This window comes from Acetobacter tropicalis, from assembly GCF_030644465.1.
In the GTDB taxonomy this organism is placed as follows: domain Bacteria; phylum Pseudomonadota; class Alphaproteobacteria; order Acetobacterales; family Acetobacteraceae; genus Acetobacter; species Acetobacter tropicalis.
In genome coordinates, this window is record NZ_JAUYUW010000001.1 from 1,967,375 (window position 1) to 1,992,892 (window position 25,518).

Consider the following 25,518-nt stretch of genomic DNA (forward strand, 5'->3'; position numbering starts at 1 on the left):
GTGAGAGACTAAGGACCCAGTCCGGTGCTTCGGGCCAGGCTAGGTCGCTGAAGGAGAGTATGAATGAGCAAAGTTATTGGTATTGACCTTGGTACGACCAACTCCTGCGTGGCCGTGCGCGAAGGGAATGAAAACAAGGTTATTGAAAACAGCGAAGGTGCACGCACAACGCCGTCCATGGTTGCTTTCACCGAAGGTGGTGAAATGCTGGTTGGACAGGCTGCGAAACGTCAGGCTGTCACAAACCCGGCAAACACATTCTATGCCGTGAAGCGTCTGATTGGTCGTCGATTTGATGATGCGACCGTTCAGAAAGACAAGGAAATGGTGCCTTACACCATCGTCAAGGGTGACAATGGTGATGCATGGGTGGAAGCGCGCGGCACGAAATATGCCCCTTCCCAGATTTCCGCGTTCGTGCTCGGCAAAATGAAGGAAACCGCCGAGGCTTACCTTGGTGAAAAAGTGACGCAGGCCGTTATTACCGTTCCTGCTTACTTTAACGATGCCCAGCGTCAGGCAACCAAGGATGCCGGTCGTATCGCTGGTCTTGAAGTTCTGCGTATCATCAACGAACCCACCGCTGCGGCTCTGGCTTACGGGCTGGAAAAGAAGAGTGGCGGCACGGTTGCGGTTTATGACCTTGGTGGCGGCACGTTCGACGTTTCCGTTCTGGAAATTTCTGACGGCGTGATCGAAGTGAAATCCACCAACGGGGATACGTTCCTGGGTGGTGAAGACTTTGATAACCGCATTATCGGGTATCTGGCGGATGAGTTCAAACGCGAACAGGGCATTGACCTGCGCGCTGACAAGCTGGCTCTGCAGCGTCTGAAAGAAGCTGCTGAAAAAGCGAAGATCGAACTGTCTTCCTCCAAGGAAACGGAAATCAACCTGCCGTTCATCACCGCAGACGCTTCTGGTCCGAAGCATCTGGTGCTGAAGCTGACCCGCGCCAAGCTGGAAAGCCTTGTTGATGATCTGATCCAGCGCACGCTTGAACCCTGTAAGGCTGCCCTGAAAGACGCTGGCGTCTCTGCTTCTGAAGTGGATGAAGTCATTCTGGTTGGCGGCATGACCCGTATGCCGAAGGTGATTGAGGCTGTTAAAAGCTTCTTCGGCAAGGATCCGGCCCGTAACGTGAACCCGGACGAAGTGGTGGCCATTGGTGCAGCTATTCAGGGTGCGGTGCTGAAAGGTGATGTTAAAGACGTTCTGCTGCTGGACGTAACCCCGCTGTCTCTGGGTATTGAAACCCTGGGTGGCGTGTTTACCCGCCTGATCGACCGCAACACCACCATCCCGACCAAGAAGAGCCAGACCTTCTCCACTGCGGAAGACAACCAGAACGCGGTGACCATTAAGGTCTATCAGGGCGAACGTGAAATGGCGGCTGATAACAAGCTGCTTGGCAACTTTGACCTGACGGGTATTGCCCCGGCTCCGCGTGGTGTGCCGCAGATTGAAGTGACGTTCGACATCGACGCCAACGGTATCGTGTCCGTGTCCGCCAAGGATAAGGCAACCGGCAAGGAACAGCAGATCAAGATCCAGGCCTCTGGTGGTCTGTCTGAAGGCGATATCGAACAGATGGTCAAGGATGCTGAAGCCAACGCTGCAGCAGATAAGGCCAAGCGTGAACAGGTTGAAGTGCGTAACAATGCTGAAAGCCTTGTGCATCAGGTTGAAAAGTCTCTGTCTGAAGCAGGTGACAAAGTTCCTGCTGCTGACAAGACGGAAGCTGAAGGCGCTATTGCTGCGGTCAAGACGGCTCTGGAAGGCAGCGATGCCGAAGCCATCAAGAGCGCAAGTGATCGTCTGACACAGGCAGCCATGAAGATCGGTGAGGCTGTGTATAAGGCTGGTCAGGCTGAGGAAGGTGCTGCTGCTGGCGGCGCTGGGGCAGCCGGGGCTAACCCGAATGAGGAAAAGATTGTTGATGCGGACTTTGAGGACGTAAACGACAAGAAGTCCTGATCGGGCGCGACTACCGCGGATGGCGGGGTTGGTTTTCCCCCGCCATAACCGTTTTTTCTCTGGCGTCCGTGCTTCTTGGAAGGCGGACGCCTTTGTCATATCTGACACATGCTGCGCTCAGTAAGAGGCAGAACCCCCTAAGAGGATTTTCATGGCCACCCAGGTTGATTACTACGAACTTCTTGAAATCTCCCGCACGGCATCGGCTGACGAAATCAAGAAGGCCTATCGTAAGATGGCCATGAAATATCATCCGGATCGGAATCCGGGGGATGAGCAGGCCGAGGCCAAGTTCAAGGACGTCAATCAGGCTTACGATGTTCTGAAAGATGAACAGAAACGCGCCGCGTATGACCGGTTTGGCCATGCAGCTTTTGAAAATGGCGGTGGCGGTGGTCCCGGCGGGTTTGATTTCAATGGCTTTGGTGGCGGTGGTCTGGGCGATATCTTCGAGCAGATGTTCGGGGATATGATGGGTGGCCGTCGCGGTGGCCGTGCCCGTACCGGCAGTGATATCCAGACCCATGTTGAGATCACGCTGGAAGAAGCGTTTTCCGGCGTGAAAAAAGATGTGCGGGTCATTACCCGTGTGGCCTGTGAGTCCTGCCATGGCACCGGGTCCAACGATGGTGCGGCAGGTGTGACGGTTTGCCCAAGCTGCCATGGTGCGGGGAAAGTCCGCGCCCAGCAGGGATTCTTTGTGGTGGAACGGCCGTGCCCCACCTGCCACGGCACCGGCAAAAGTGTGAAAGACCCCTGCAAGGCCTGCCATGGTGCAGGCACGGTGGAAAAAGAGCGCACAATTGGCGTGCAGATTCCTGCTGGCGTGGAAGATGGCACCCGTATCCGCATCTCTGGCGAGGGCGAAGCCGGGCAGGGCGTGCCGCCGGGTGATCTGTATGTGCATGTGTCTGTGTCGGAACATTCCATCTTCCAACGTGATGGTGCAAATGTTTATTGCCGTGTGCCGTTGCGCATGGGCCAGGCTGCTCTGGGTACGGAAATTGAAGTTCCTGTTATTGATGGCGGCCGGGCAAAGGTAAAAATTCCGGCAGGTACCCAGACGGGCGAACATTTCCGTCTGCGTGGCAAAGGGTTCTCCGTCCTGCGTTCCAGTACGCGGGGGGATATGTATATTCAGGTCACTGTTGAAACACCGCAGCATCTGAACAAGCGCCAGCGCGAATTGCTGGAGGAGTTTGAGAAAGAAGCCGGTGAAAACGTGAAGGGCAGCCCGGAACACTCCGGCTTTTTTGCCCGCGTGCGTGATTTTTTTGAAAACAAAAGCTGAAATTTGACACTAAAGGAACAGCCTGCATGACAGAAAAATCCCTTCGGATCGGGATTGCCGGTATTTCAGGGCGTGTGGGCCAGTTGCTGGTAGAAGAAGTGCAAGCAGCCGGGGCCATTCTGGCGGGGGGCACGGCCCGCAAGCCGGGTGGTGTTGTCGGCTTGCCGGAAAATGTCCCTGTTTTTTCGGACATGGCATCTCTGGCAGCAATCAGCGATGTGGTGATTGATTTCACTCATGCAGAGACAGTCGTGCCTCATGCTCAGTCTTTGGCCCAGCATGGTACTGCGTGGGTTCTGGGCACTACGGGTCTTTCTGCTGAACAGAGTGCCGCCGTCTATAAGGCCGCGCAGACCATCGCTATTGTGCATGCGGCCAATTTTTCGCCAGGCGTGACGTTGGTGCAGCGTCTGGCGCAGATGATGGGTCGTGCATTACCGGCTGAGTCCTATGATGTTGAAGTGCTGGAAATGCACCATCGGCAGAAAGTGGACGCTCCATCAGGCACGGCCCTGGCAATTGGGGAAGCTGTGGCCCAAGGGCGTGGTGTGGCTCTGGTTGATGTGAAGGAAAGTGGGCGAGACGGGCATACCGGTCCGCGTAAAACCGGCGCTATCGGGTTTGCCGCTCTGCGCGGTGGGCAGATTGTCGGGGAGCATGATGTTCTGTTTACCTCGGCGGATGAGCAGATCACACTCTCGCATCGGGCGTTTGACCGGCGTATTTTTGCGACCGGAGCGGTAAGGGCGGCTTTCTGGGTGGAAGGCCATGCGCCGGGATATTTTGGTATGGAAGATGTTCTGGGGCTTCCGCCTCTTTAAAAAAGGCAGCCTTTTTGGAACGCGCCCCAGCCCTTTGCCGGGGCGTATGATTTACGAAGTTTTGCTGTAAATAAAAATAGTTAGCCGTTTTTTTCATAACGGCAAAAATGGCTTTGCAGTTGTAAATGCTCATGAAAGTGGCGGTTATCCGCTAATCCACCCGCACGGGAGCTACGGACATTTTCTACGCATGGCGGCAATACACTTGACCATTGGTCACTATTCCGCCACACGGTTTCGTCCCCTTTCCTCAAGGGTGATATCACAATTCCTATTTCACAGTGCGTGGGGCAGACGGCACCATCATGCGTAAAGACGGCGATTTCCTGTTCACTTCGGAATCTGTTTCCGAAGGTCATCCCGATAAGGTTGCGGACCGGATCAGCGATACTGTTCTCGATGCCTATCTTGCAGCAGACCCTGAAGCTCGCGTGGCCTGTGAAACCTTGGTTACCACCAATCGGATCATTCTGGCCGGTGAAGTGCGTGGCCCGGCTTCCGTTACCTCAGAAGGCCTGATTCAGGCGGCGCGTGATGCGGTAAAGGACATTGGTTACGATCAGGAAGGTTTCTCCTGGCGTACGGCTGATGCCGCCAATTACCTGCATGCACAGTCCGCTGACATTGCTGTTGGCGTTGACAGTGCCGGTGAGAAGGACGAAGGCGCAGGCGACCAGGGCATCATGTTCGGTTATGCGTCCAACGAAACCGACACCCTGATGCCGGCTCCGCTGTATTATGCGCACCGCATTCTGCACGAAATCCGTGATCTGCGCCGCGCTGGCGATGCACGCGTTGCGGGCCTGCAGCCGGATGCAAAAAGCCAGGTCACGCTTCATTATTCCAATGGCCGCCCTGTCAAGGCAACGTCCGTGGTGATCTCCACCCAGCATGATGCGGGTATTGATCAGCAAGATCTGCGCGATCGTCTGGGCGGTGTGGTGCGTGGTATTCTGCCGGAAGGCTGGATGCCGGAAGATAACGAATTCTACGTTAACCCGACCGGTGTTTTCGTGATTGGCGGCCCGGACGGTGACTGTGGGCTAACTGGTCGTAAGATCATTGTGGATACCTACGGTGGTGCAGCCCCGCACGGCGGCGGCGCATTCTCCGGCAAGGACCCCACGAAGGTTGACCGCTCTGCCGCGTATGCCTGCCGCTATCTGGCCAAGAACGTTGTGGCTGCTGGCTTGGCTGATCGTTGCACCATTCAGCTTTCCTACGCCATTGGCGTGTCTCATCCGCTGTCCGTTTATGTGGATCTGGATGAAACCGGCAAGGATGTGGATGAAGCCCGTCTGGGCAAGATTCTGCGTGATGTGATGGATCTGTCTCCGCGCGGTATCCGGAAGCATCTGCGTCTGAACCGTCCGATTTATGCTGAAACATCTGCTTATGGTCATTTTGGCCGCAAGCCGGATGATGCGCGTGATAACTTCACGTGGGAACGCACGGATCTGGTTGACGCCCTGCGCAGCGCACTGAACCGCTAAGAAGAAAAGCCTGACGCTACCTATGACGGACGATGCCCGCGCGCCTGATGTAAAGCCGCCCCCTGAGCGACTCTATGGACGGCAGCGCGGCCATCCGCTCCGCCCGCGTCAGGAACGTCTCCTGGAGGAAGCGTTGCCCCGGCTCCGCTTCCCGCTTGATAAGGCAGCCACACCGGCTGCCGGTTTTGGCAAGCCGCCCCGGCAGATCTGGTTTGAAGTCGGCTTTGGGGGAGGAGAACACTCCTACGCCCAACACACCGCACATCCTGATATTGGCTATATTGCCTCAGAAGTTTTTGATAACGGGCTTTGCTCGCTCCTCACCCGTCTTGTGCCGGTTGGGCAGGAAGCAACCGCGCCCATTCCGGACATGCTGCGTTTGTGGGATGATGATGCCCGCATACTGCTGAAGGCCATGCCGGAAGCCTCGCTGGACCGGCTGTTCCTGATGTTTCCGGACCCATGGCCCAAGGCTCGGCATGCCAAACGCCGTTTTGTGCACCCCCAGAATGTTGAGCTGGTTGCCCGCGTGCTCAAACCCGGTGCTGTGTGGCGGGTTGCCAGTGATGACCCAACCTATCAGGCATGGGTGGAAGAGGTGATGGCGGCGCAGCCTTATTTTGAAGCGCCCCCACCTGCCACCGAACGGCCGGAAGGCTGGTTCCCCACGCGGTATGAGGCAAAAGCCATCGCCGCAGGCCGGCAACCGCTTTACTGGACATTTACCCGCCGCTGAGTGCCTGACCTGCCTCAGCATACGGTTGCTCTGGCACGGCAGGTTGGGTAAGCAGCCGCTTTACAGCTTTTAGCCGTGCGAAAGGTCTCCGCTTATGAGCCAGTCCCCGCAGCCTGTGCGCCGCGCTCTGATTTCTGTTTCCGATAAAACGGGGCTTCTTGACCTTGGGCGCGCTCTTGTGGCGCACGGGGCGGAAATTCTCTCCACAGGGGGTTCCGCCAAGGCCCTGCGGGAGGCTGGCCTTCCGGTCACGGAGGTTTCTGACCACACGGGTTTTCCTGAAATTCTGGATGGGCGCGTCAAAACGCTGGTGCCCCAGATCCATGGCGGCATTCTTGGTCGGCGTGATCTGCCTGCCCATGTGGCGCAGATGGAAGAACACGGCATTGCCCCGATTGATCTGGTGGCGGTCAATCTTTACCCGTTTGAAAAGACGGTTGCCTCTGGCGCAGGGCCTGAAGACTGCATCGAAAATATTGATATTGGCGGCCCGGCTCTGATCCGTGCGGCAGCCAAGAACCATGATCATGTTGTGGTGTTGACGGATACGGCCCAGTACGCCGGCCTGATTGACGCCCTCAACAAAGGCGGCAGCACGCTGGATCAACGGCGCGCTTATGCGGGCGCTGCCTATGCGCGGACTGCGGCCTATGATGCCGCTATTGCTGCGTGGTTTGCCAAGCAGGCGAATGAGGTTCTGCCCGAACGCTTCACACTGGCTGGCCAGCGTGCAGAAGTGCTGCGTTATGGTGAAAACCCCCACCAGCAGGCTGCTTTCTACCGTGATGGCAGTACCCGCCCCGGCGTGGCGACCGCCGTGCAGGTGCAGGGCAAGGCGCTTTCCTACAACAACATCAATGATACGGATGCTGCGTTTGAAGCCGTGGCGGAATTTGACAAACCTGCCGTTGTCATTGTGAAGCATGCCAACCCGTGTGGGGTGGCCATCGGCTCTTCCCTGACGGAAGCGTGGCAGAGTGCGCTGCGCTGTGATCCAGTTTCCGCCTTTGGGGGAATTGTAGCGCTGAACCGCACACTGGATGCCGCAACGGCGGAACAGATTGCCGGTATTTTTACCGAAGTGATTGTTGCCCCGGATGCCGAAGAGGCCGCTAAAGAGATTCTGGCCCGCAAGAAAAACCTGCGTCTGCTGCTAACGGGCGCTCTGCCTGATCCGGCAGCAGCAGGGGTGGTTGTGCGTTCCGTGGCAGGTGGGTTCCTGGCTCAGACGCGCGATAATGGCCGCATTACACCAGACTCCCTGCGTGTAGTGACCAAACGCGCGCCGTCCGCACAGGAAATGGCAGATCTGGAATTTGCCTTCCGTGTGGCCAAGCACGTGAAGTCCAACGCCATTGTCTACGCCAAAAACAACGCAACTGTGGGCATTGGCGCAGGGCAGATGAGCCGCGTGGATTCCGCCCGCATTGCGGCGTCCAAAAGCGGGGAGGCCGCCAAGGCCGCTGGCTTGGATGCGCCGCTGACCCAAGGCTCCGTTGCGGCATCTGATGCCTTTTTCCCGTTTGCCGATGGCCTTGAAACCATTGTTGCGGCAGGGGCCACGGCTGTTATTCAGCCAGGCGGTTCCATTCGGGATGATGAGGTGATTGCTGCGGCGGATGCCGCCGGGATTGCCATGGTTTTCACTGGTATGCGTCATTTCCGCCACTGACACGCTTTTCCGGCTCTTGCCGGAACGGCTTTCCTGTCGAACAATGGCGTAAAGTTTCACACATCTCTGTCTGGTGTCGCTCAGATGTCGGGCGGAGATGGTTTCATTGGTTGATCCCATGCGCCTTTTGCTTTCTTTTCCAGCATCGCTGCTGGCTTCTTCCATTGCGGTGGCTGCACCGGCCGCACACCATGCCTCTTCCTCACAATATGCCGCGCATCAGACCGTTACGGAGCAACAGGCTGTTGGCGTGTATGATCTGTCCGGTCTGCCGCAGTTTAGTGGCAAGGTGGCGCAGTTTCTGCCCTCTCCTCATGGCAGTGTGACAGGGCTGGTGCTGGAAGATGGAACGCAGGTTCTCGTCTCGCCGGAGCAGGGGCATACACTGGCCGGGTTGGTAAAGCCGGGTGATACGGTATCCATCCGTGGGCTGAAGGCGCGTACTCTTCCGCTTATTCGGGCTTTTGGCATTACCAGCCCGCGCGGCCGTGGCATGCAGGATAATTTCATCTCCATGCCGCAGCAATCGACCGAGATGATTGCAGGGCCGGATATTGTTCTGCATGGCGAGGTCTGGCTCTCCCTCTATAATCTGGATGGGCAGGTAACGGGGGCGGTGCTGAAAGATCACTCCGTTGTCTATCTTTCTGCGCGTGAAGCGGGCCGCGTGGCGGCATGGCTCAAGCCGGGTCAGCCCCTTTATGCGGTAGGCACCGGCAGCAGCGGGGAACTCGGCACGGCAATTGATGCGCGTGAGATCGGGCCTTCTGCCAACCAGTTGACAGGCATTGCTGTTGGCAATGGCCCGCCCCCCGGCCCCGCACCGGGGAGTGCAGGGTATGATATCATTCCTGGGTCAGAAGAACACTGAGACCGTCTCTTCAGTTTGCTATCGTTTCTTTTTTGAAGAACTTTCAGGTCGTTAGCGCGTTGTAACCTTAGAAGCATAAGCATGCCGAAGCTTTCTCTGAACAGGGGCAACGGTTTTCTTGAGGAGAGACGCGATGGCGATTTTGAGATGGGTTCTTGTTTTTCTGATTTTGGCGCTGATCGCTTCCGTTTTCGGGTTTGGCGGCGCGGCGTCCAGCTTTGCTGGAATTGCCAAAATTCTGGTGTTTGTCTTTGTGGTTCTGCTGGTGATCAGCTTCTTTTTTGGTCGCTCTCCATAACGGCATTTTCACGAACGGATAGGACGAGACAAAAGTGTGGTGGCTCTGTGCCCCACACTTTTTTTATGGCCTGACGCCGAATACAGGCGTGCAGAAAGCGGACAGATGCGGCTTCACCCAATGGTTACCGCTTTTGCTGCAGGATGGGCTGCGGGGGCATAAAGCTCTGGCAGGTTCAGGCCTGTTTTCTATGTGCGGCCATGCACCACAATACCCCGGTAACCAAAAAGATCATGGCGAAGGTTTCGGTGCCGGTGGGCCAACGGTGTTCCCACAGAAAACTATAGAGCAGGGCGAACAGGGTTTCGAACACGATCATCTGCCCACTTAGGGAGAGCGGAAGGAGGCGGGCTGCCCTGTTCCAGAATCCGTTACCAATGATGGATGAAAAAATCGCCACCCCACCGCATATGGTCCAGAATCGGAGCCAGTCCATGCCTGCGTGGGGTGGATATCCTGCAGACCCAGGGTAGAAAAAAGCAGGAAGACCGAGTGCCAGTGCCTGGGCCCCAGTGACAACGCCCGTCAATAATGACCAGTCATGCCCACTGATGTGTGGCCGCCGCCGGAGCCACCGGCTGTTCATAACAGAATACGCCGTCCAGGAGGCCAGAGCCCCCACCGCACAGAGAATACCCAGCGCATAGTCCCACATCGAGGAAGGCGTAGGGGAAGAACTGGACGCTGACGTGTGAAGCCATGATCCGCAGACAATCAACACAATGCCTAAAACGCTGAGCAGAACAGGTGCCCCAACATGCCTGAGCGGCATGCTGTCCTGATCGCGTGAGGCACAAAGTAGGACGGTGATGGGCAAAAACCCGATAATCAGGGAGGTGGCCGGGCCGCCAATCAGCGGTACGGCGGCGGCCAGAAATACGTAGTAAATAAGATTGCCCAGCAGGCTGAGCCAGAACAGTGCGCGCCATTCTTCCTGATTGACCTGCTGGCTGATCATTTTCCAGCGCGGGGCGAGCATCACACAGGAAAGGATGCCGTACAGGATATAGCGTCCCGCTGCCATCTGGAGCGGACTGAAATCCTGCAGGAGCCGAGGCACAAGAAAAACAATGCCCCACAGGGCACCTGCCATTACGCCATTGGCCAATCCGGCCAGCAATGTTCTGGATGAGGTCATGAAAAGAGAACTCTCCTCAATCAGATAGCGTCAATCAGGCAGAAGGAAAGAAAAAGCGGGCTGAGGGCAGGGAATGCAGGAGAGCCGAGTGATTTTTTCTTTGTTGTCGGGCGTCACAAGAAAAACCCCGTTGGCAGCAGGTGCCAACGGGTGAAGAAGATTACCCTTCAATCTGGGTAAAATCGGCAATCAGGCGCATCATGCGGACCAGTCGGGCCAGAAGATGCAGTCGGTTAAGGCGTAGTTCAGGCTCAGGCGCGTTGACCGTCACGGCCTCAAAGAACTTGTCCAGTGGCGCGCGGAGTGTTGCGGCCTCCTTCATCGCATCGGTAAAGCGTTCTTCTGCAAACGCCTTTTCCACAGCCGGTTCAACGTGATCCAGTGCGCTGGCCAGATCGCGCTCTTCGATCTGGGTGTACAGGCTGGCATCCGGCGTTTTTTCGTGCGGACCATCCTTTTTGTCTTCAATGCGCAGAATGTTGGCGGCGCGACGGGTGGCTGCCAGCAGATTCTTGCCATCCTCCGTTTCCAGCATGTCCTGTAATGCCTGGGCACGGGCGAGCAGCCGCACGATATCTGTGTCCGTATTGCCGACCGAGATGGCGGCCAGACAATCATACCGTGCGCCTTCTGATCGCAATTGCACGCGCAGCCGTTCAGCAATGAACTGAGGCAACAAGCCCAGATCGGGCGCGTTCTGCAAGGCTTCGGGCAGCGCTTCCGCTGCAAGTGTGAAGAGCTTAACCAGATCCAGCCGCAGGGTGTTTTCACGGATCAGGCGGATAATGCCCAATGCTGCACGGCGCAGGCCAAACGGGTCGCCAGAGCCGGACGGTTTTTCACCAGCCGCGAAAAATGCCGTCAGCATATCAAACCGATCGGCCAGACCTAGCACAACGGAAACCGGCGCCGTGGGCACGGTGTCTCCGGGGCCGCGCGGCATGTACTGTTCACTGATGGCGGTTGAAACAGCCTGTGTTTCACCATCATGACGGGCGTAATAGCCACCCATCACGCCTTGCAGTTCAGGAAACTCGCCAACCATGCCGGTTGTCAGATCCGTTTTGCTCAGCAGCGCTGCACGTTCACAGTCTTCTTTGGAGGCACCGACCATGGGCGCTATCAGCCCGGCCAGCCGCACCATGCGTTGTGTGCGTTCCCCCTGCGTGCCCAGTTTGGCATGGAACGTGATGTTATCGAGCGCTACCAGACGAAAGTGAAGGGTCTGCTTGCGGTCCAGATCCCAGAAATGGCGGGCATCGGCAAAGCGGGCACGAAGCACACGTTCGTTCCCCGCCACAACAAGCGCGCCGCCATCCGTTGGCACAATATTGGCCACAAAGGCAAAGCGGGGGGCGGCTGTGCCATCACTGTTGCGCAGAGCGAAATAACGCTGGTTCACGCGCATGGAAACCTGCATCACTTCCGCAGGCAGATCCATGAACTGTTCATCAATCCGGCCCAGGAAGGGTACCGGCCATTCCACCAGTCCGGCCACTTCATCCACCAGTCCGGCATCAGGCACAACGGAAAGGCCTTCGCTTCCGGCCAGTTCGGCCAGCCCTTTGCTGATAACCGTGCGTCTTTCAGCAGCGTTGACCATGACAAACCGGCTGCGCAGTGTTTCCTGCCAGTTGGCTGTTCCACTAACCGCCACGGCCCCCGGAGCCAGAAAACGATGGCCTTCTGTCTGGTCTCCTGCCTGCAGGTTGTGGCCGTTATCATCGCCGTGCGCCAATGTGAAAGGAATCACGTTTCCATCCAGCAGGCACAGGATGCGGCGCAGCGGACGCACCCACGTAAAGCTGCTGCCTGCTCCCCATCGCATGGATTTCGGCCACGGAAAACGCCGTAACAGATCAGGCAAGGTCGCAACAAGATGGTCCTGCGCACTCAGGGCGGGTTCCTCGCGTTTCAGCACCCAGAAGCCATTTTGCAGGGTCAGGGCCTCGCGGGAGACACCATGCTTGCGGGTGAAGCCGTCCAGCGCCTTGTCGGGCGCGCCTTCACGCGGGCCGCGTTCGGAGAGGGTGCGGCCCGGCACCATGGCATCCAGCGTGCAGGATGCGGCAATGCGGCGTGGCCCGGTATAGGCTTTCAGGCCTTCAGGCTTGAGGGGGGCCAGGGCTTCAGTCAGCAGCCGCACCAGCGTTTCGCCAGCCTGCTGCTGCATGCGGGCAGGAATTTCTTCAGAAAACAGTTCTATCAGCAGTTCAGGCATGATCTTATTTGTCCTCGCCAGCCAGCCAGGTCTCGCAGCAGAGTTTCGCCAGGGTACGCACACGCCCGATATAGGACGCACGTTCGCTCACGCTGATCACGCCGCGCGCATCCAGCAGGTTGAACAGGTGGCTGGCCTTCAGGCACTGGTCATAGGCAGGCTGGGCCACACCGGCTTCGGCCAGTGCAGCACTTTCTTTTTCGGCATCAGCAAAATGGCGGAACAGAAGATCTGTGTCGGCCAGTTCAAAATTGTGGCGTGAGTAATCCTGCTCCGCGCGCAGAAAGACATCGCCATAAGTCAGGCCCGCACCGTTGTAATCAAGGTCGTATACATTTTCCACGCCCTGCACATACATGGCCAGGCGTTCCAGCCCGTAGGTGAGTTCCGTGGAAGGGAGCACAACGGGAATACCGCCAACCTGCTGGAAATACGTGAACTGGGTGACTTCCATCCCATCACACCATACTTCCCAACCTAGCCCCCATGCGCCGATGGTCGGGTTTTCCCAATCATCTTCCACAAAGCGGATGTCATGCTTGTCAGGATCGATCCCGATGGCGCGATAGCTGTCCAGCAGCAGTTTCTGGCTCTCTTCCGGCGTGGGTTTGAGTAGTACCTGATACTGATAATAATGCTGGAGCCGATTGGGATTCTGCCCATAGCGGCCATCAGACGGACGGCGGCACGGCTGCACATAGGCGGCCTTCCACGGTGTACTACCCAAGGCGCGTAATGTGGTGTGTGGGGAGAGCGTTCCAGCTCCAATTTCCTGATCATAAGGCTGGAGAATGGCGCATCCCTGCCTGGACCAGAACTGATGGAGGGTCAGGATCAGATCCTGAAAGGAAAGAGGCCGCTCAGTAGGGCTGGGAGACGCCGGGTCCATGGTCAGGATGAAACTCCGTAGTGTGGCTTGATGACGTGGTACAGTCAGATAAACACCCAGCCGTAAACCAGCCGGGCGCATGATGCGCCACACCATACAGATGTGCGTGGCATACAGGAAGAGAACCTGATGAACTCGTGCCGCAGCCCTCTTGCAACGCTTCTGCCCGCGCGCCACATCTTGAACAGAGTGACGTGGCAGCATGCGTAATGTTATGTTCGTATGGAAACAGCCCGCAGTCAGGCAGGAAGGTATGTGATGAACAACGAAGAACGCGACCTTATCTCGAAATTTGTTGCACGGGTGAGTGGCGCGCCACAGGGTGGCTTTGGCAGCGTACCCAGCACCCGGCCCAACCTGCCGCCGGTTGATCCGGAAGCAGATAACTACATCGCGCAGGAATTCCAGAAATATCCGGAAGCCCGCTATCGGATCACGCAGATGGCTGTTGTGCAGGAAGCTGCGCTGGTAGAGGCGCAGAACCGCATCCAGCAGCTTCAGTTCCAGCTTCAGCAGGCGCAACAGCAACTGCAGCAGGCCCAGCAGCAGAAACCTGCTTCAAGTGGTTTTCTGGGGGGGCTTTTTGGTGGAGGCCAGCGTCCTCAGCAAGCCCAGCCGCAGCAGGCTCCTCCCGGTTGGGGTGGGAATCCGGGTGCCATGCCACCACCGCAATATCAACAGATGCCGTATGGTATGCAGCCGGGTATGTTCCAGCGCGGGGGTAGCGGGTTCCTTGGGTCCGCGCTGACAACGGCCACAGGCGTTGCCGGCGGGATGCTGGCGGCTAATGCGCTAACCAGCCTGTTCAGTGATCATCACGGTGCGGGGGCCGGAATGGGCGATGGTGGTTGGGGTGCGGGCGCGCCGCAGAGTGAAACCATTATCAATAATTATGGAGACGCCGCTGATCCGTTTGCCGGGCAGGGCACTACGGCTGATCCGAATTTTGATGCCGGAAACAACGCGGACTGGGGCGGCCAGGATGCGGGCGGTGATGGCGGAGATTTTGGCGGCGGCTGGGGCGACGATAACTTCTGACCAAACGGAAAGGGGCGGATCTTCCGCCCTTTTTTGTATCAGGACGGATCTGTTTCTTTCTTGTCCTTGGCGGGACCCATGGAGCGGATGAGATCCAGCATGTGTTTGCGTACCGTGGCGTCTGGAATGCTGTAGTAAGCGCGGATCAGTTCAAGTGTTTCCTTGCGGGCAAGCAATGGCATGTCATCCTGGGCAAAACCGGGAAGAGGACGGCTGGGGGCTGCTCCTTCAAATAACGTTTTTCTTTCTGCAAGCCCGAAGTAATGGGAGGAATGCGTGTCTGCCCGCTGAGGAAAGGACGGTTTTTCCTGATCATCAAAGAAGAAACTGACAGGCACATCTAGAGCAGAGGCAATTTGATACAGGCGAGAGGCTCCAACCCGATTGGTACCGCGCTCATATTTCTGGATTTGCTGAAATGTAATGCCAACGGCTTCGCCCAGCTTTTCCTGAGACAAGCCCAGAAGCATGCGGCGGAGGCGGATACGTTTGCCAATATGCGTATCCATGGATGTAGCGCGTGGAGAACTGGACGAACTGACCGGTTCCTCTGAAGATGGAGTGTGTGTCACGGTGCCTCTCACGGATGAAGAGACCGATATATAAATCCTACATTAAGACATTATAAAGGAATAATTAACGCTTGAATGTGCGTTTCATGTCTTTTTGGTAAGTAATCAAAGCAAAAAACATACAGATAAAGCACAAAGTAAGTGGCAGAATTCTGCCGATGTGGGCAAAAAACGTCTTTTTTAAGGCGGGCGGTAAAGGCACAATTAAAACGTCAGCTTTTCCCCAATTTATACGTTTCAATTCGTGCCCATATCCATCGTAGGCAATGGATATACCTGTATTTGCTGCGCGCGCCACGGGTAAACCTTCTTCTACCGCCCGTAGTCTGACCGAGGAAAGGTGCTGGCGTGGCCCCGCGCTGTTTCCAAACCACCCATCATTGGTCACATTGGCCAGCCAACGGGGGCGGTCCTTCTCATCCACGACCGCACCAGAGAAAATGACCTCATAACAAATCAATGGGCCAACACCCGGCACGTTGGGCAGATGCCATGTTTGAGGGCCGGGGCCAGCCGCCATTCCGCCTTGCGGTACAATCTGAAGCGGGATGAACGGAGGCTGATATTCCCCAAAAGGAACCAGCCGTGCTTTGTCATAAACAGCTTCAATGCCGCCATCCGGCGCAAGGGCCAGTACGGAATTGCGATAGCGGTTGTCGGTATCCAGCCTTAGCGCGCCAATAATCCCGGCTTCTGCGCCTGCCCCCCATGCCATGATAAGCTGACGGGCGCGGGGACTATCCTGCAACAGATCATACCCGGGAAATGATGTTTCCGGCCAGAGAAAGACGATTGGGCTGGAGGCAAGGGCGGGTGTCGTCTGCTTCAGCTTCTGGGCCTGTAATACGCCGCTGGCCGTCAGCCTGAGGTAGCGCAGAAAAATATCACGTGGGTTCTGGTGGCCCACTTTTTCCGTTTCCGGCACATTCCCCTGCACAATCACGGCAATGGGTCCATTCTCTCCGGATGGGTGGACGGAATGGAGTCGGAACAGGCTTGCGCTGAGTCCTCCCCCTACAATCAAGGCGGCAAGTGCCACAACGCGCCAGCGGGATGTGGGGGTAGGCAACAGCACGCACTGTTTCTCCTGCCGGGCGCGCCACGCATCCTGCAAGGCTTCGCCACAGAACAAGGCTCCAAGCACCAGAAGAAGCGTGAGGCCATCAACACCAATCCATGCGGCAGGCTGGATCAGCACATCTCCCACGTGTCCGGGTATGGCCAGAGAACTTCCAAGCGGATTCCATGGAAATCCGCTGAACAGAAACACGCGGCCCATATCGAACAGGGTCCATGCACCTGCAAAAAAGATCATGCGCCGAGGGCCGGGGCGCGCCAGCAGGCTCAGTGCCGCTGGGGCTGCTGTCATGGGGGCGAGGATGAGGGCGCAGCCAAGGGACGGAAACGGCACAAACCACCAGAATTCTTCCGCACGGATCATGACGGCATTGACCAGCCAATAAAGGCTGGCGGTGTAGAGCCCGAACCCGAACAGCCCACCAGCCCATGCGGCTTCTTTCCACGTGGTGGCGCGATTGATCACCCGCCCCAGCATGGGGAAGGTAAAAAGCAGGATGGGCAGAAAATGGACGGGGGGCAGAGCAAGGGCTGTCAAAGCCCCGATGCCAAGCATGAGTGCCGCCCGGCGTAGAGCAGAACGGCGCTTTTCAGAAGAAGAGGCGCGGAAAAAAGCAGGGCGTTTCACAACAGGATCAGGCCCATGCTGGCAGAGAACTCAAAAAAATGGAGACAAGAGAGAGGCGGGGCTCTCTCAGTCCAGTGCATCACGCAGGCGGCGTTCGTAATGGCGATAGTATTTATCGGCCATCAGTTCACTTTTCACCAGAACAGCAACATCGGTTGTGTTGAACTGTGGGTCAATTACCGCACCATCCCCCACATATCCCCCAAGGCGGAGATACCCTTTGATAAGAGGAGGCAGGCGCGCCAGACATTTCCGGTAATCAAGAGCGTGCGGATCAACCCGCAGCATCTCCACCTTACGTTCCGGCAGGGCCTTTACGCGTAGGGCCGGGGGCGCAAGATGATTATGATAAAGATAGGTCAGTTCATCAGCCAGATCATCCGGGTTGGTGCCAGGCAGGCTTGCGCAGCCAAACAGCACATCAATCCGGTGCAGGAAGATGTAGGAGGCAATGCCCCGCCACAATAACTGCATGGCGGCCCGACCGCGGTAGTTTTTATCCACGCAGGACCGACCGACTTCCAGCAGACGCCCCGGAAATTCCGTCAGGGCGGAAATGTCATATTCGCTGGAAGAGTAGAAATGGCCGATTTTGGCGGCGGCATCGCTTTGCACAAGACGATACGTGCCCACCACACCGCGGGCATCCGAGGCAATGGCGTTATCAATCACCAGCAGATGGTCTGCTACCTCGTCAAACTCATCAATATCGCGCTTCAGGCGGAGGGTTTCCGGGCTGGGATGGGCACCCATTTCCTCATAAAACACACGATAGCGAAGGGCCTGCGCGGCATCGCGTTCCGCTTCCGTGGCGGCAATGCGCACACTCAGATTTCCCCCCCGCAGTTCCGGAAAGCCATTGCGTTCCAGATCAAGGGTGGAGAGCGAACTGGCTGCAGGGTGCTGTGCCGCGCTCATGCGTCCACTCCCTTCGCCTTACGGGCGCGGGATGGAGCTTTAGCGTCCTTGGGAGGCTGAGGGCGTTTTTTGCCAAAGAGTTCAAGCCGCATGGAGACAAAATCGAAACCAAGCCGCTCAGCTACCCGGCGCATCAGTTCCTCATGTTCCGGGTCTTCAAACTCAATCACCTTACCGTTATCAACATCAATAAGATGATAATGGTGCCGTCCGCCTTCCGTGGCTTCATAGCGGGCGCGACCGCCGCCAAAATCCCGGCGTTCCAGAATCCCTTTTTCTTCCAGCAGCCGGACCGTACGATAAACGGTGGCGACTGAAATACGGGAATCCAGCGCCGAGGCCCGACGATAGAGTTCTTCTACATCCGGATGATCATCTGCGTCTGACAGAACGCGCGCAATAACGCGACGCTGCCCAGTCATTTTCAGGCCATGTTCTACACAGAGCTGCGCGATCCGCGATTCTTCTGCCGACTGAGACTTCAAGGGCGCAAATCCTGCTTATTACCACCTGCATTCATTCCTATATCAGGTAGCCGAAATGGAAAGGGTTTGTCCAATTTTACACAGGCCTACAGGTTTTCTATGGTGTGATCTGGAAGAAAGTTTCCCACCCCGGCCGTGGGCTTGAGGAGTTTCAAAACCATGCAGAATGCCCTTTTCGACCACCACGATGGGGCCAGTCCTAGTGCCATGACTCTGGATATCACGGCAGAGAAGTGCCCCATGACCTTTGTCAGAACGCGTCTGGCGCTGGATGGGTTGCCGGCTGGAAGTCTGCTTGCCGTAAGGCTGACGGGGGAAGAGCCCCGCAAAAATGTCAGCCGGTCCGTGCGTGGGCTGGGGCATCTCATTCTCTCGGAGCAGGAAGAGGCTGATGGTAGTGTGGTTCTGACCATTCAGAAAAAAGGCGACCCGAAGGCCGCCTGAGAACACGGTCACCGTTTCAGGTTGGCCGTCCTGTAGGCAGACAAGTTCTCGTCTGCCTACATGTGTTGATCAGTTGTTCATGGCTTCAAAGAAGTCATTGTTGGATTTGCTGTATTTCAGCTTGTCCAGCAGGAAGTCCATGGCGTCCATGGTGCCCATGGGTGCCAGAATACGGCGCAGTACCCACATTTTGGACAGGGTGGCGCGGTCAACCAGCATTTCTTCCTTACGGGTGCCGCTCTTGGTGATGTCAATGGCCGGGAAGGTGCGCTTGTCAGCCAGCTTGCGGTCAAGGATGAGTTCGGAGTTGCCGGTGCCTTTGAATTCTTCAAAGATCACTTCATCCATGCGGCTGCCGGTATCAATCAGCGCCGTGGCGATGATGGTGAGTGACCCACCTTCTTCAATGTTACGGGCTGCACCAAAGAAGCGCTTGGGCCGCTGCAACGCATTGGCGTCCACACCACCGGTCAGCACCTTGCCGGATGAGGGCACAACGGTGTTATAGGCACGGGCCAGACGCGTGATGGAATCCAGCAGGATCACAACATCGCGCTTGTGTTCCACCAGACGCTTGGCCTTTTCCAGCACCATTTCCGTGACCTGCACGTGGCGGTGGGCTGGTTCGTCAAAGGTGGAAGAAATCACTTCACCCCGCACAGAGCGGGCCATGTCGGTCACTTCTTCCGGGCGTTCGTCAATCAGCAGCACAATCAGGAAGCATTCCGGATGGTTGGCGCTGATGGAGGAGGCAATGCTCTGCAGCATGACCGTTTTACCGGTGCGCGGCGGCGCCACAATCAGGGCGCGCTGCCCCATGCCGATGGGGGCAACAAGATCAATCACGCGCGGCGTGAAATCCTGTGTGCTCTTGCCTTTTTTACCCTTGGTTTCGCTTACGGCCGGAGCCTGGCTTTCCACTTCCATCTGGAGGCGGCGCTCTGGGTAAAGCGGGGTCAGGTTATCAAAATTGATGCGGTGGCGTACGGCCTCCGGCGGTTCAAAATTGATGCTGTTGATTTTCAGAAGAGAGAAATAGCGTTCCCCATCACGCGGGGCGCGGATCTGGCCTTCAACCGTATCCCCGGTCCGCAGGCCGAAGCGGCGCACCTGGGTGGGGGAGATGTAAATGTCATCCGGGCCGGGAAGGTAGTTTGATTCGGGGGAGCGGAGATAACCGAACCCGTCATGCAGGATCTCGAGCGTGCCGTCGCCGTATATGGCCTGGTCGTTATCGGCCAAGGCTTTCAGGATGGCGAACATCATGTCCTGTTTGCGCAGAGACGATGCGTTTTCGATATTCAGGTCTTCGGCGCAGGCTAAAAGATCGGCCGGTGATTTGGCCTTGAGTTCCGCAAGATGCATCTAGGAATGCCCTGACTGGCAATAGTTCAGAAGGGGAAGGTCTGGACCGGGAAAAGCCTGCCATCGGAGGTGCCGGTGCATAACAACAGCGTGTTACGCCAGCATGCCGACGCAGGATGGTCCTGACTTAGGGAGGAGGGCCACTGGACAGGTGAAGTCAGCCAGTGTCTGGGCTAGGAAGATAGTGGGAACCGGCCCGTTCGTCAACCATCCGCGTGTTGCAACATGGCGCGGCGGGCCGTTTTCAGCGGGCGGTGGCTGATGTGGTTGCGGCCTGCCATGCCGAACGTGTCAGCCAGTATTCGGAAATGGACGTATCAGGTGAGATGAACTGCGTGACCTGAGACCACAGCTGCGTCGGGCGAGGATGGTTGGTTAGCGCCCCAGACATCTGGGCCTCGGAACAGGGGCCATCCAGTATCAATGTGCGGTGGGGTAGGGCGATGCTGAACGTGCAGCGGGAGGTCTGGCTCAGGGCCGTGGCGCTGATATGCCCTTTCAGGCGACCGGCAACCAGCGGGCGCATGCTGGAATCCAGCCGCATCATTTCCCCTTCCAGCCCACCACCCTGCGTCTGGTGCATGCCAAGCAGGATGCGCGTATCACCATGTGAGGAAAGACCACCATAACGGAGGGGTTCTGCCGCCATCTGGTTGAAAAACGCCTGATAATTTTCCTGCGGAGCAGCAGAGGAGGCAGCCCGCGCTGGTGTGTTCATTGCGGGGATTGAAAGCAGCAGGGCAACAGCAGCGCCCAGCGCAAAACCCGGGCGGAATGAAAACAGGGAACGGTTCATTTGATGCCTCCTAACCAGCCTTTGCGCCAGAACCAGAGAAGTGGAAGAATGACTGAGGCCGCCATGAGCCCCAGAGAATACCAGTAGCCAAAGCGCCAATCGAGTTCAGGAATATCCTTGAAGTTCATTCCATAAACCCCGGCGATCAGGGTCGGGGCCACGCCAATGAAGCTGACAACAGTCAGAACTTTCATCACGCCGTTCTGTTCAATGCTGATAAAGCCCAATGTGGCGTCCAGCAGAAACTCTACCTTGCCTGCGGCTTGTGAAACATAATCCGTAAGGGATGAAAGATCCCGGTTGGCGGTTGTCATGCGGGTGCGCAACATGCCGGAGAGTGCATAGGGCGCGTTTTCCGTTGGCAGGGTGGTTACGCCCGCTTCAAATCGGCGTGTTGTCAGCGGAAAGCCGGAGGCTGGTGCCGCGCCGTCCTTTTTGCTTTCTCCCAGAAAAATGGTGATGCGCTCTAGCCCAAGCAGTGTATCCCGCATGCGGGAGCATAAATCACCTGAACTGCCAACGCGTTGCAAAAGATCCCGCTGCCATGCGGCAACGTTGCGCAAAGGTGGTTGTTCACGCTGGCGCCGGAAAATATCGTGCGAGAGTTTGTCCAGCAGATTGCCCACACTTTCCAGAATATCGGCCAAACGGTCCACAATGGTTTCAATAAGGGCCACCAGCACTTCACCACTACCGAGTGTGACTTCTGCCCGGGGAGCAACAACGGCCGCAGGCGTGGGGGATTCAGCAATATGGCCCGGGGGAAGCGCCATGGTGGTCTCGGGCAGGGACTCGGGAGCACGATGTTCGGGAGGGGCAGCGTGATCGGCCACCATCTGCGCTACGGCCTCAAAAGACGGATAGGCCTGAAAGCGGATGGTGATCAGCCGCTCTGCTGTAAGAATGAACCCGACGGGCGAGGTCTGAAACTCGGTGCCAATTTTTTTGAGCAAAGGGGTGGACAGAAAAGCCGCCCCGTTGCGGACACTTATGCGAGATGAGCTTTCAATTTCATTCAGATCATCAAATGTGGGAATGGGCTGGCCGCACAGGGCGGTGGCCAGAGCCTGTTCCTGTGGGGTGGGGTTCAGCAGATCAAGCCATGTTACGCCATGGGCGTCTGCCTCGTTTTCGACCGCCCGGGCGGGCATGCCGGGCCTGTGGGCCAGGAACATGCAAATCTCCCTGAAATTCTAGCAGCATTTACATCAAGCCTGCGGGCCGTGCGGGTGTGGAACCGGGCGGGGTGCCGCGCCCACAAGACTATTGAGGGATATGCCCGTGTCTGCATCCGGCTGGCAAGGGTATGGCGCTTTGCGCATGCGGGGGCTGTGCAAGCTGCAATGGCTTCTGGTAAGCCAGAACACTGCCAGGTGGCCATGGGTGGCCCCGGCATAACGCGGCATAGGAGCGGTAGAACCAGCAATGGCGGACCCGGTAGAACACGGCATAACAGCAAATCAGGCCAATTCCCTCCGGCATGGACCGGATGAGCGTGGGCATTTTGGTGGCTGGTATGGTGGGCGCTTTGTGGCGGAAACGCTGATGCCGCTCGTGCTGGAGCTGGAGCAGGCCTATAACGCCGCCAAGGCTGATCCCTCTTTCCAGAAAGAACTTGATTTCTACCTGCGGGATTATGTGGGGCGGCCCAGCCCGCTTTGGTTCGCCCGCCGCATGACGGAAGAATTGGGTGGCGCGAAGATTTACATGAAGCGTGAGGAACTGAACCACACAGGTTCCCACAAGCTGAACAACGTGATGGGCCAGATTTTGCTGGCGCGGCGCATGGGCCGCACCCGCATTGTGGCGGAAACCGGGGCAGGCCAGCATGGCGTGGCGACGGCCACAGTCTGCGCGCTGTTTGGCATGAAATGCGTGATCTACATGGGTGCGACAGACGTTGAACGTCAGTCTCCCAACGTGTTCCGTATGCGGCTGCTTGGTGCGGAAGTGGTGCCTGTTACGGCAGGTGCCGGCACGCTGAAAGATGCCATGAACGAAGCCATGCGGGACTGGGTGGCCAACGTGGCGGATACGTATTTTCTGGTGGGCACGGTGGCTGGGCCGCATCCGTATCCCGCCATGGTGCGTGATTTCCAGAGCGTGATCGGGGAAGAAACCAAGGAACAGATGCAGGCAGCAGAAGGGCGTTTGCCGGATGTGGTGGTAGCGGCCATTGGTGGTGGTTCCAACGCCATGGGCATTTTCCATCCGTTCCTTGATGATTCTTCCGTAAGGCTGATCGGCGTGGAAGCCGCTGGGTGTGGGCTGGATAGCGGCAAGACTGCTGCCTCCATTGAGCGTGGCCGCCCCGGCGTTCTGCATGGCAACCGCACCTACCTGCTGCAAAATGCAGATGGCCAGATTGATGAGGCACACTCCATCAGCGCCGGGTTGGATTATCCGGGGGTTGGGCCGGAACATTCCTGGCTGAGTGACATCGGTCGTGCGGAATATGTGGGCGCGACGGACACGGAAGCACTGGATGCCTTCCAGCTTTGCACCCGCACGGAGGGCATTATTCCCGCGCTGGAATCCGCCCACGCCATTGCCTATGCAGCCAAGATTGCCCCCACCCTGCCCAAGGACACACTGTTGGTTGTGAATATTTCCGGCCGGGGGGACAAGGACATCTTCACCGTAGCCGAACATCTGGGAGTGAAACTGTGAGCCGCATCGCCGCCCGTTTTAAATCTCTGGCCGCCGAAGGGCGCGGCGCGCTCATCCCGTATCTGGAAGCGTATGATCCGGACCTTGAAACGTCTCTGGCGCTGCTTAAGGCCATGCCTGCCGCTGGGGCGGACCTGATTGAAGTTGGTATGCCGTTTTCCGATCCGTCAGCAGATGGGCCGGTTATTCAGGCGGCAGCGCGCCGGGGACTGAAGGCGGGCGCCACATTGCCGGGCGTGCTGGCCATGGTGGCGGAATTCCGCAAGGGGAATGCGGAAACGCCCGTCATCCTGATGGGCTACCTCAACCCGATTGAAGCCTACGGGTATGATCGGTTCTGCACAGACGCCGCCAAGGCCGGTGTGGATGGGTTGATTATTGTCGATCTGCCGCCGGAAGAAGCGGATGTGATCGAAAAACCTGCTGAGGAAGCGGGGCTGGACATTATCCGGCTGGTGGCGCCCACCACGTCTGATGAGCGTTTGCGCTATGTGCTCTCCCACGCCTCCGGCTTTGTCTATTACGTCAGCATCACTGGCATTACGGGCACCCGCACGGCAAGCAAGCATGATCTGAAAGAAGCCCTGCCGCGTCTGCGTGCGGCAACAGATCTGCCGGTCGCCATCGGGTTTGGTATTCGCTCCCCGGAACAGGCAGCAACGGCGGCCAGTATTGCAGATGGCGCGGTTGTCGCTTCTGTCCTGCTGGCAACTCTGGCTGAAACGCTGGATGCGGATGGCAAGGCCACAGCGGAAACCCTGCCGCGCGTGCTGGAGCAGATTCGCGATCTGGCTGCTGCCGTGCGCACTGGTGTTCCCGCTGCGGACCAAACCGCCTGATGACCCTGCGCAGTTCAGCCCTGAACGGATGAGCACACCGTATCGGGTTTTCGTTATTGGGGGCGGCCCAGCCGGTCTGGCCGCGGCTGAAGTGCTGTCTGATGCCGGGTGTGTGGTTCATGTTGTGGAACGCATGCCCAGCCTTGGCCGTAAATTCCTTATGGCCGGGCGGGGCGGGTTGAATATCAGCCATTCTGAAGCGCAGGAAAAGCTGCTGGCGCGTTATGGTGCGGCAGCCCCGTGGCTTGCCCCGGCACTGGCAGCATGGACAACGGATGATATCCGCCATTGGATGAGCGGACTGGGGCAGGAAAGCTTCATCGGTTCCTCCGGGCGCGTTTTTCCCAAAAGCATGAAAGCCTCTCCGCTTCTGCGGGCATGGCTTGCCCGTTTGCAGCAGCAGGGCGTGCAGTTTCATACCCGCGTGGACTGGACTGGCTGGGATGCTGCAACCGGAAGGCTGACTTTTACACCGGCACAAGGGCGCTCTGATCTGCCGCCTGACCTTGTAGAGCCCTGCCGAGCGGATGCCGTGGTGTTGGCTACGGGTGGGGCAAGCTGGCCCCGGTTGGGCAGCAACGGCGCATGGGTTCCAGCATTGCAGGCGCAGGGAGCCACCGTGGTGCCCTTGCAGCCAGCGAATTGCGGATTTCGTACCAACTGGTCCGCGGCCATGCGGGACCGTTTTGCTGGAACGCCGCTCAAGCCTGTGACCCTGCGGTTTGGTGACCATACCGTGCGTGGGGAGGTGGTCGTGACGGCCACAGGTTTGGAAGGCGGCGCGCTTTATGCGCTGTCTGGCGTGCTGCGGAACCACATCTCCCAGCATGGGCAGGCAGAACTGCTTCTTGATCTGCGGCCTGATCTGAGTGTCGCGACTCTGGCGAGCCGACTGGCCAAAGTGCGCCCGCGCGAGAGTTTGTCCAACCGTTTGCGCAAGGCGTTGCGTTTGCCGCCCGTGGTCGCGGCGTTACTGCGTGAGGCGGGTGAGGTTCCCGTCACCCCTCAGGCGCTGGCAGAGCGGCTCAAGGCGCTGCCCGTTCTCCTCACTGGGCCCGAGTCTATTGAGCGGGCTATTTCTTCGGCTGGGGGTGTGGCTCAGGCCGCGTGTGAGGCAAATTTCATGCTTCACGCCAAACCGGGTGTTTTTGTTGCCGGCGAAATGCTGGATTGGGAGGCCCCAACCGGCGGTTATCTGCTGCATGCCTGTCTTGCCACAGGGCGCGCTGCAGCAAAGGGTGCATTGCAATGGTTGCGGGAAACCCGTTCCTGACGGTAT

Annotated in this window: 23 protein-coding genes; 13 read left to right on the top strand and 10 right to left on the bottom strand. The window is 57.7% G+C overall.

The features are described 5' to 3' along the window. The first annotated feature begins 63 nt into the window (after window positions 1-63). From dnaK to QWU00_RS08805, 8 genes are all read left to right on the top strand, one after another. The gene (gene dnaK / locus QWU00_RS08770) at window positions 64-1,977 is read left to right on the top strand and encodes a molecular chaperone DnaK (protein ID WP_035377081.1); all 1,914 of its coding nucleotides are present in this window, start codon (window positions 64-66) and stop codon (window positions 1,975-1,977) included. 151 nt (window positions 1,978-2,128) lie between these two features. Then, entirely contained in the window at window positions 2,129-3,268 is a 1,140-nt protein-coding gene (gene dnaJ, locus QWU00_RS08775; RefSeq protein ID WP_035377079.1) for a molecular chaperone DnaJ, read from the top strand. Between the two features lie 26 nt (window positions 3,269-3,294). Then, complete coding sequence (gene dapB, locus QWU00_RS08780; protein ID WP_035377077.1) at window positions 3,295-4,089, top strand: 4-hydroxy-tetrahydrodipicolinate reductase; 795 nt, start codon at window positions 3,295-3,297, stop codon at window positions 4,087-4,089. Between the two features lie 305 nt (window positions 4,090-4,394). Continuing rightward, entirely contained in the window at window positions 4,395-5,582 is a 1,188-nt protein-coding gene (gene metK, locus QWU00_RS08785) for a methionine adenosyltransferase (protein WP_035377144.1), read from the top strand. 22 nt (window positions 5,583-5,604) lie between these two features. After that, complete coding sequence (trmB, locus tag QWU00_RS08790) at window positions 5,605-6,318, top strand: tRNA (guanine(46)-N(7))-methyltransferase TrmB (protein WP_006557858.1); 714 nt, start codon at window positions 5,605-5,607, stop codon at window positions 6,316-6,318. Between the two features lie 94 nt (window positions 6,319-6,412). Continuing rightward, window positions 6,413-7,990, top strand: coding sequence for a bifunctional phosphoribosylaminoimidazolecarboxamide formyltransferase/IMP cyclohydrolase (gene purH, locus QWU00_RS08795; RefSeq protein WP_035377074.1), 1,578 nt, complete (start codon window positions 6,413-6,415; stop codon window positions 7,988-7,990). A 118-nt stretch (window positions 7,991-8,108) separates the two neighbouring features. Further along, complete coding sequence (locus QWU00_RS08800) at window positions 8,109-8,861, top strand: hypothetical protein (protein WP_035377143.1); 753 nt, start codon at window positions 8,109-8,111, stop codon at window positions 8,859-8,861. 133 nt (window positions 8,862-8,994) lie between these two features. Further along, on the top strand, window positions 8,995-9,159 hold the full coding sequence (locus tag QWU00_RS08805; protein WP_006557861.1) for a DUF1328 domain-containing protein: 165 nt from the start codon (window positions 8,995-8,997) through the stop codon (window positions 9,157-9,159). A gap of 175 nt (window positions 9,160-9,334) precedes the next feature. On the opposite strand, the gene QWU00_RS08810 is transcribed toward QWU00_RS08805, so the two are convergent. The 3 genes from QWU00_RS08810 to QWU00_RS08820 all read right to left on the bottom strand — a co-directional run bounded on the left by QWU00_RS08810 (window position 9,335) and on the right by QWU00_RS08820 (window position 13,488). Further along, window positions 9,335-10,297 carry a DMT family transporter gene (locus tag QWU00_RS08810; RefSeq protein WP_035377071.1) on the bottom strand — a complete coding sequence of 321 codons (963 nt, stop codon included), beginning with the start codon at window positions 10,295-10,297 and terminating at the stop codon, window positions 9,335-9,337. A gap of 160 nt (window positions 10,298-10,457) precedes the next feature. Beyond that, entirely contained in the window at window positions 10,458-12,518 is a 2,061-nt protein-coding gene (glyS, locus tag QWU00_RS08815; RefSeq protein ID WP_035377069.1) for a glycine--tRNA ligase subunit beta, read from the bottom strand. 4 nt (window positions 12,519-12,522) lie between these two features. Beyond that, a complete protein-coding gene (locus QWU00_RS08820; protein WP_392388294.1) occupies window positions 12,523-13,488 on the bottom strand; it encodes a glycine--tRNA ligase subunit alpha in 966 nt (321 codons plus the stop codon). A 177-nt stretch (window positions 13,489-13,665) separates the two neighbouring features. Between QWU00_RS08820 and QWU00_RS08825 the strand changes: the two genes are divergently transcribed. Continuing rightward, entirely contained in the window at window positions 13,666-14,445 is a 780-nt protein-coding gene (locus tag QWU00_RS08825; RefSeq protein WP_035377067.1) for a DUF2076 domain-containing protein, read from the top strand. 38 nt (window positions 14,446-14,483) lie between these two features. On the opposite strand, the gene QWU00_RS08830 is transcribed toward QWU00_RS08825, so the two are convergent. From QWU00_RS08830 to QWU00_RS08845, 4 genes are all read right to left on the bottom strand, one after another. Beyond that, complete coding sequence (locus QWU00_RS08830; protein ID WP_035377065.1) at window positions 14,484-14,954, bottom strand: helix-turn-helix domain-containing protein; 471 nt, start codon at window positions 14,952-14,954, stop codon at window positions 14,484-14,486. A gap of 127 nt (window positions 14,955-15,081) precedes the next feature. Next, window positions 15,082-16,722, bottom strand: coding sequence for an apolipoprotein N-acyltransferase (gene lnt, locus QWU00_RS08835; RefSeq protein ID WP_035377063.1), 1,641 nt, complete (start codon window positions 16,720-16,722; stop codon window positions 15,082-15,084). A gap of 66 nt (window positions 16,723-16,788) precedes the next feature. Beyond that, entirely contained in the window at window positions 16,789-17,640 is an 852-nt protein-coding gene (locus tag QWU00_RS08840; RefSeq protein WP_035377062.1) for a GNAT family N-acetyltransferase, read from the bottom strand. Beyond that, window positions 17,637-18,062: a Fur family transcriptional regulator gene (locus QWU00_RS08845; RefSeq protein ID WP_035377139.1), complete on the bottom strand. Its 426-nt coding sequence runs from the start codon at window positions 18,060-18,062 to the stop codon at window positions 17,637-17,639. Before QWU00_RS08845 ends, QWU00_RS08840 begins: the two co-directional genes overlap by 4 nt. Before the next feature lie 222 nt (window positions 18,063-18,284). On the opposite strand from QWU00_RS08845, the gene QWU00_RS08850 reads away from it, so the two are divergent. Beyond that, the gene (locus QWU00_RS08850) at window positions 18,285-18,569 is read left to right on the top strand and encodes a sulfurtransferase TusA family protein (RefSeq protein WP_081938906.1); all 285 of its coding nucleotides are present in this window, start codon (window positions 18,285-18,287) and stop codon (window positions 18,567-18,569) included. A gap of 69 nt (window positions 18,570-18,638) precedes the next feature. Here the strand turns inward: QWU00_RS08850 and rho are convergent, their stop codons facing one another. From rho to QWU00_RS08865, 3 genes are all read right to left on the bottom strand, one after another. Beyond that, the gene (gene rho, locus QWU00_RS08855; protein WP_035377060.1) at window positions 18,639-19,934 is read right to left on the bottom strand and encodes a transcription termination factor Rho; all 1,296 of its coding nucleotides are present in this window, start codon (window positions 19,932-19,934) and stop codon (window positions 18,639-18,641) included. Window positions 19,935-20,178: 244 nt separating this feature from the next. Next, window positions 20,179-20,730, bottom strand: a complete 552-nt coding sequence (locus tag QWU00_RS08860) for a hypothetical protein (protein ID WP_052051096.1) — start codon at window positions 20,728-20,730, stop codon at window positions 20,179-20,181. Continuing rightward, window positions 20,727-21,905, bottom strand: coding sequence for a magnesium transporter CorA family protein (locus QWU00_RS08865; protein ID WP_035377058.1), 1,179 nt, complete (start codon window positions 21,903-21,905; stop codon window positions 20,727-20,729). Before QWU00_RS08865 ends, QWU00_RS08860 begins: the two co-directional genes overlap by 4 nt. 250 nt (window positions 21,906-22,155) lie before the next feature. Here QWU00_RS08865 and trpB point away from each other — a divergent pair, with 250 nt between their 5' ends. The 3 genes from trpB to QWU00_RS08880 are packed head-to-tail and all read left to right on the top strand — an operon-like array spanning window position 22,156 to window position 25,512. Further along, window positions 22,156-23,400, top strand: a complete 1,245-nt coding sequence (gene trpB, locus QWU00_RS08870) for a tryptophan synthase subunit beta (RefSeq protein WP_006557877.1) — start codon at window positions 22,156-22,158, stop codon at window positions 23,398-23,400. After that, entirely contained in the window at window positions 23,397-24,239 is an 843-nt protein-coding gene (trpA, locus tag QWU00_RS08875; RefSeq protein ID WP_035377056.1) for a tryptophan synthase subunit alpha, read from the top strand. Before trpB ends, trpA begins: the two co-directional genes overlap by 4 nt. Window positions 24,240-24,267: 28 nt before the next feature. After that, window positions 24,268-25,512: a TIGR03862 family flavoprotein gene (locus QWU00_RS08880; RefSeq protein WP_035377133.1), complete on the top strand. Its 1,245-nt coding sequence runs from the start codon at window positions 24,268-24,270 to the stop codon at window positions 25,510-25,512. The last annotated feature ends 6 nt before the right edge of the window (window positions 25,513-25,518 follow it).

Excerpts from the sequence above, each read along its gene's own strand:
- dnaK (WP_035377081.1), top strand. The coding sequence starts at position 64 with ATGAGCAAAGTTATTGGTATTGACCTTGGTACGACCAACTCCTGCGTG.
- dnaJ (WP_035377079.1), top strand. The coding sequence starts at position 2,129 with ATGGCCACCCAGGTTGATTACTACGAACTTCTTGAAATCTCCCGCACG.
- dapB (WP_035377077.1), top strand. The coding sequence starts at position 3,295 with ATGACAGAAAAATCCCTTCGGATCGGGATTGCCGGTATTTCAGGGCGT.
- metK (WP_035377144.1), top strand. The coding sequence starts at position 4,395 with ATGCGTAAAGACGGCGATTTCCTGTTCACTTCGGAATCTGTTTCCGAA.
- trmB (WP_006557858.1), top strand. The coding sequence starts at position 5,605 with ATGACGGACGATGCCCGCGCGCCTGATGTAAAGCCGCCCCCTGAGCGA.
- purH (WP_035377074.1), top strand. The coding sequence starts at position 6,413 with ATGAGCCAGTCCCCGCAGCCTGTGCGCCGCGCTCTGATTTCTGTTTCC.
- QWU00_RS08800 (WP_035377143.1), top strand. The coding sequence starts at position 8,109 with ATGCGCCTTTTGCTTTCTTTTCCAGCATCGCTGCTGGCTTCTTCCATT.
- QWU00_RS08805 (WP_006557861.1), top strand. The coding sequence starts at position 8,995 with ATGGCGATTTTGAGATGGGTTCTTGTTTTTCTGATTTTGGCGCTGATC.
- QWU00_RS08810 (WP_035377071.1), bottom strand. The coding sequence starts at position 10,297 with ATGACCTCATCCAGAACATTGCTGGCCGGATTGGCCAATGGCGTAATG.
- glyS (WP_035377069.1), bottom strand. The coding sequence starts at position 12,518 with ATGCCTGAACTGCTGATAGAACTGTTTTCTGAAGAAATTCCTGCCCGC.
- QWU00_RS08820 (WP_392388294.1), bottom strand. The coding sequence starts at position 13,488 with ATGCGCCCGGCTGGTTTACGGCTGGGTGTTTATCTGACTGTACCACGT.
- QWU00_RS08825 (WP_035377067.1), top strand. The coding sequence starts at position 13,666 with ATGAACAACGAAGAACGCGACCTTATCTCGAAATTTGTTGCACGGGTG.
- QWU00_RS08830 (WP_035377065.1), bottom strand. The coding sequence starts at position 14,954 with ATGGATACGCATATTGGCAAACGTATCCGCCTCCGCCGCATGCTTCTG.
- QWU00_RS08840 (WP_035377062.1), bottom strand. The coding sequence starts at position 17,640 with ATGAGCGCGGCACAGCACCCTGCAGCCAGTTCGCTCTCCACCCTTGAT.
- QWU00_RS08845 (WP_035377139.1), bottom strand. The coding sequence starts at position 18,062 with ATGACTGGGCAGCGTCGCGTTATTGCGCGCGTTCTGTCAGACGCAGAT.
- QWU00_RS08850 (WP_081938906.1), top strand. The coding sequence starts at position 18,285 with ATGCAGAATGCCCTTTTCGACCACCACGATGGGGCCAGTCCTAGTGCC.
- rho (WP_035377060.1), bottom strand. The coding sequence starts at position 19,934 with ATGCATCTTGCGGAACTCAAGGCCAAATCACCGGCCGATCTTTTAGCC.
- QWU00_RS08860 (WP_052051096.1), bottom strand. The coding sequence starts at position 20,730 with ATGAACCGTTCCCTGTTTTCATTCCGCCCGGGTTTTGCGCTGGGCGCT.
- QWU00_RS08865 (WP_035377058.1), bottom strand. The coding sequence starts at position 21,905 with ATGTTCCTGGCCCACAGGCCCGGCATGCCCGCCCGGGCGGTCGAAAAC.
- trpB (WP_006557877.1), top strand. The coding sequence starts at position 22,156 with ATGGCGGACCCGGTAGAACACGGCATAACAGCAAATCAGGCCAATTCC.
- QWU00_RS08880 (WP_035377133.1), top strand. The coding sequence starts at position 24,268 with ATGAGCACACCGTATCGGGTTTTCGTTATTGGGGGCGGCCCAGCCGGT.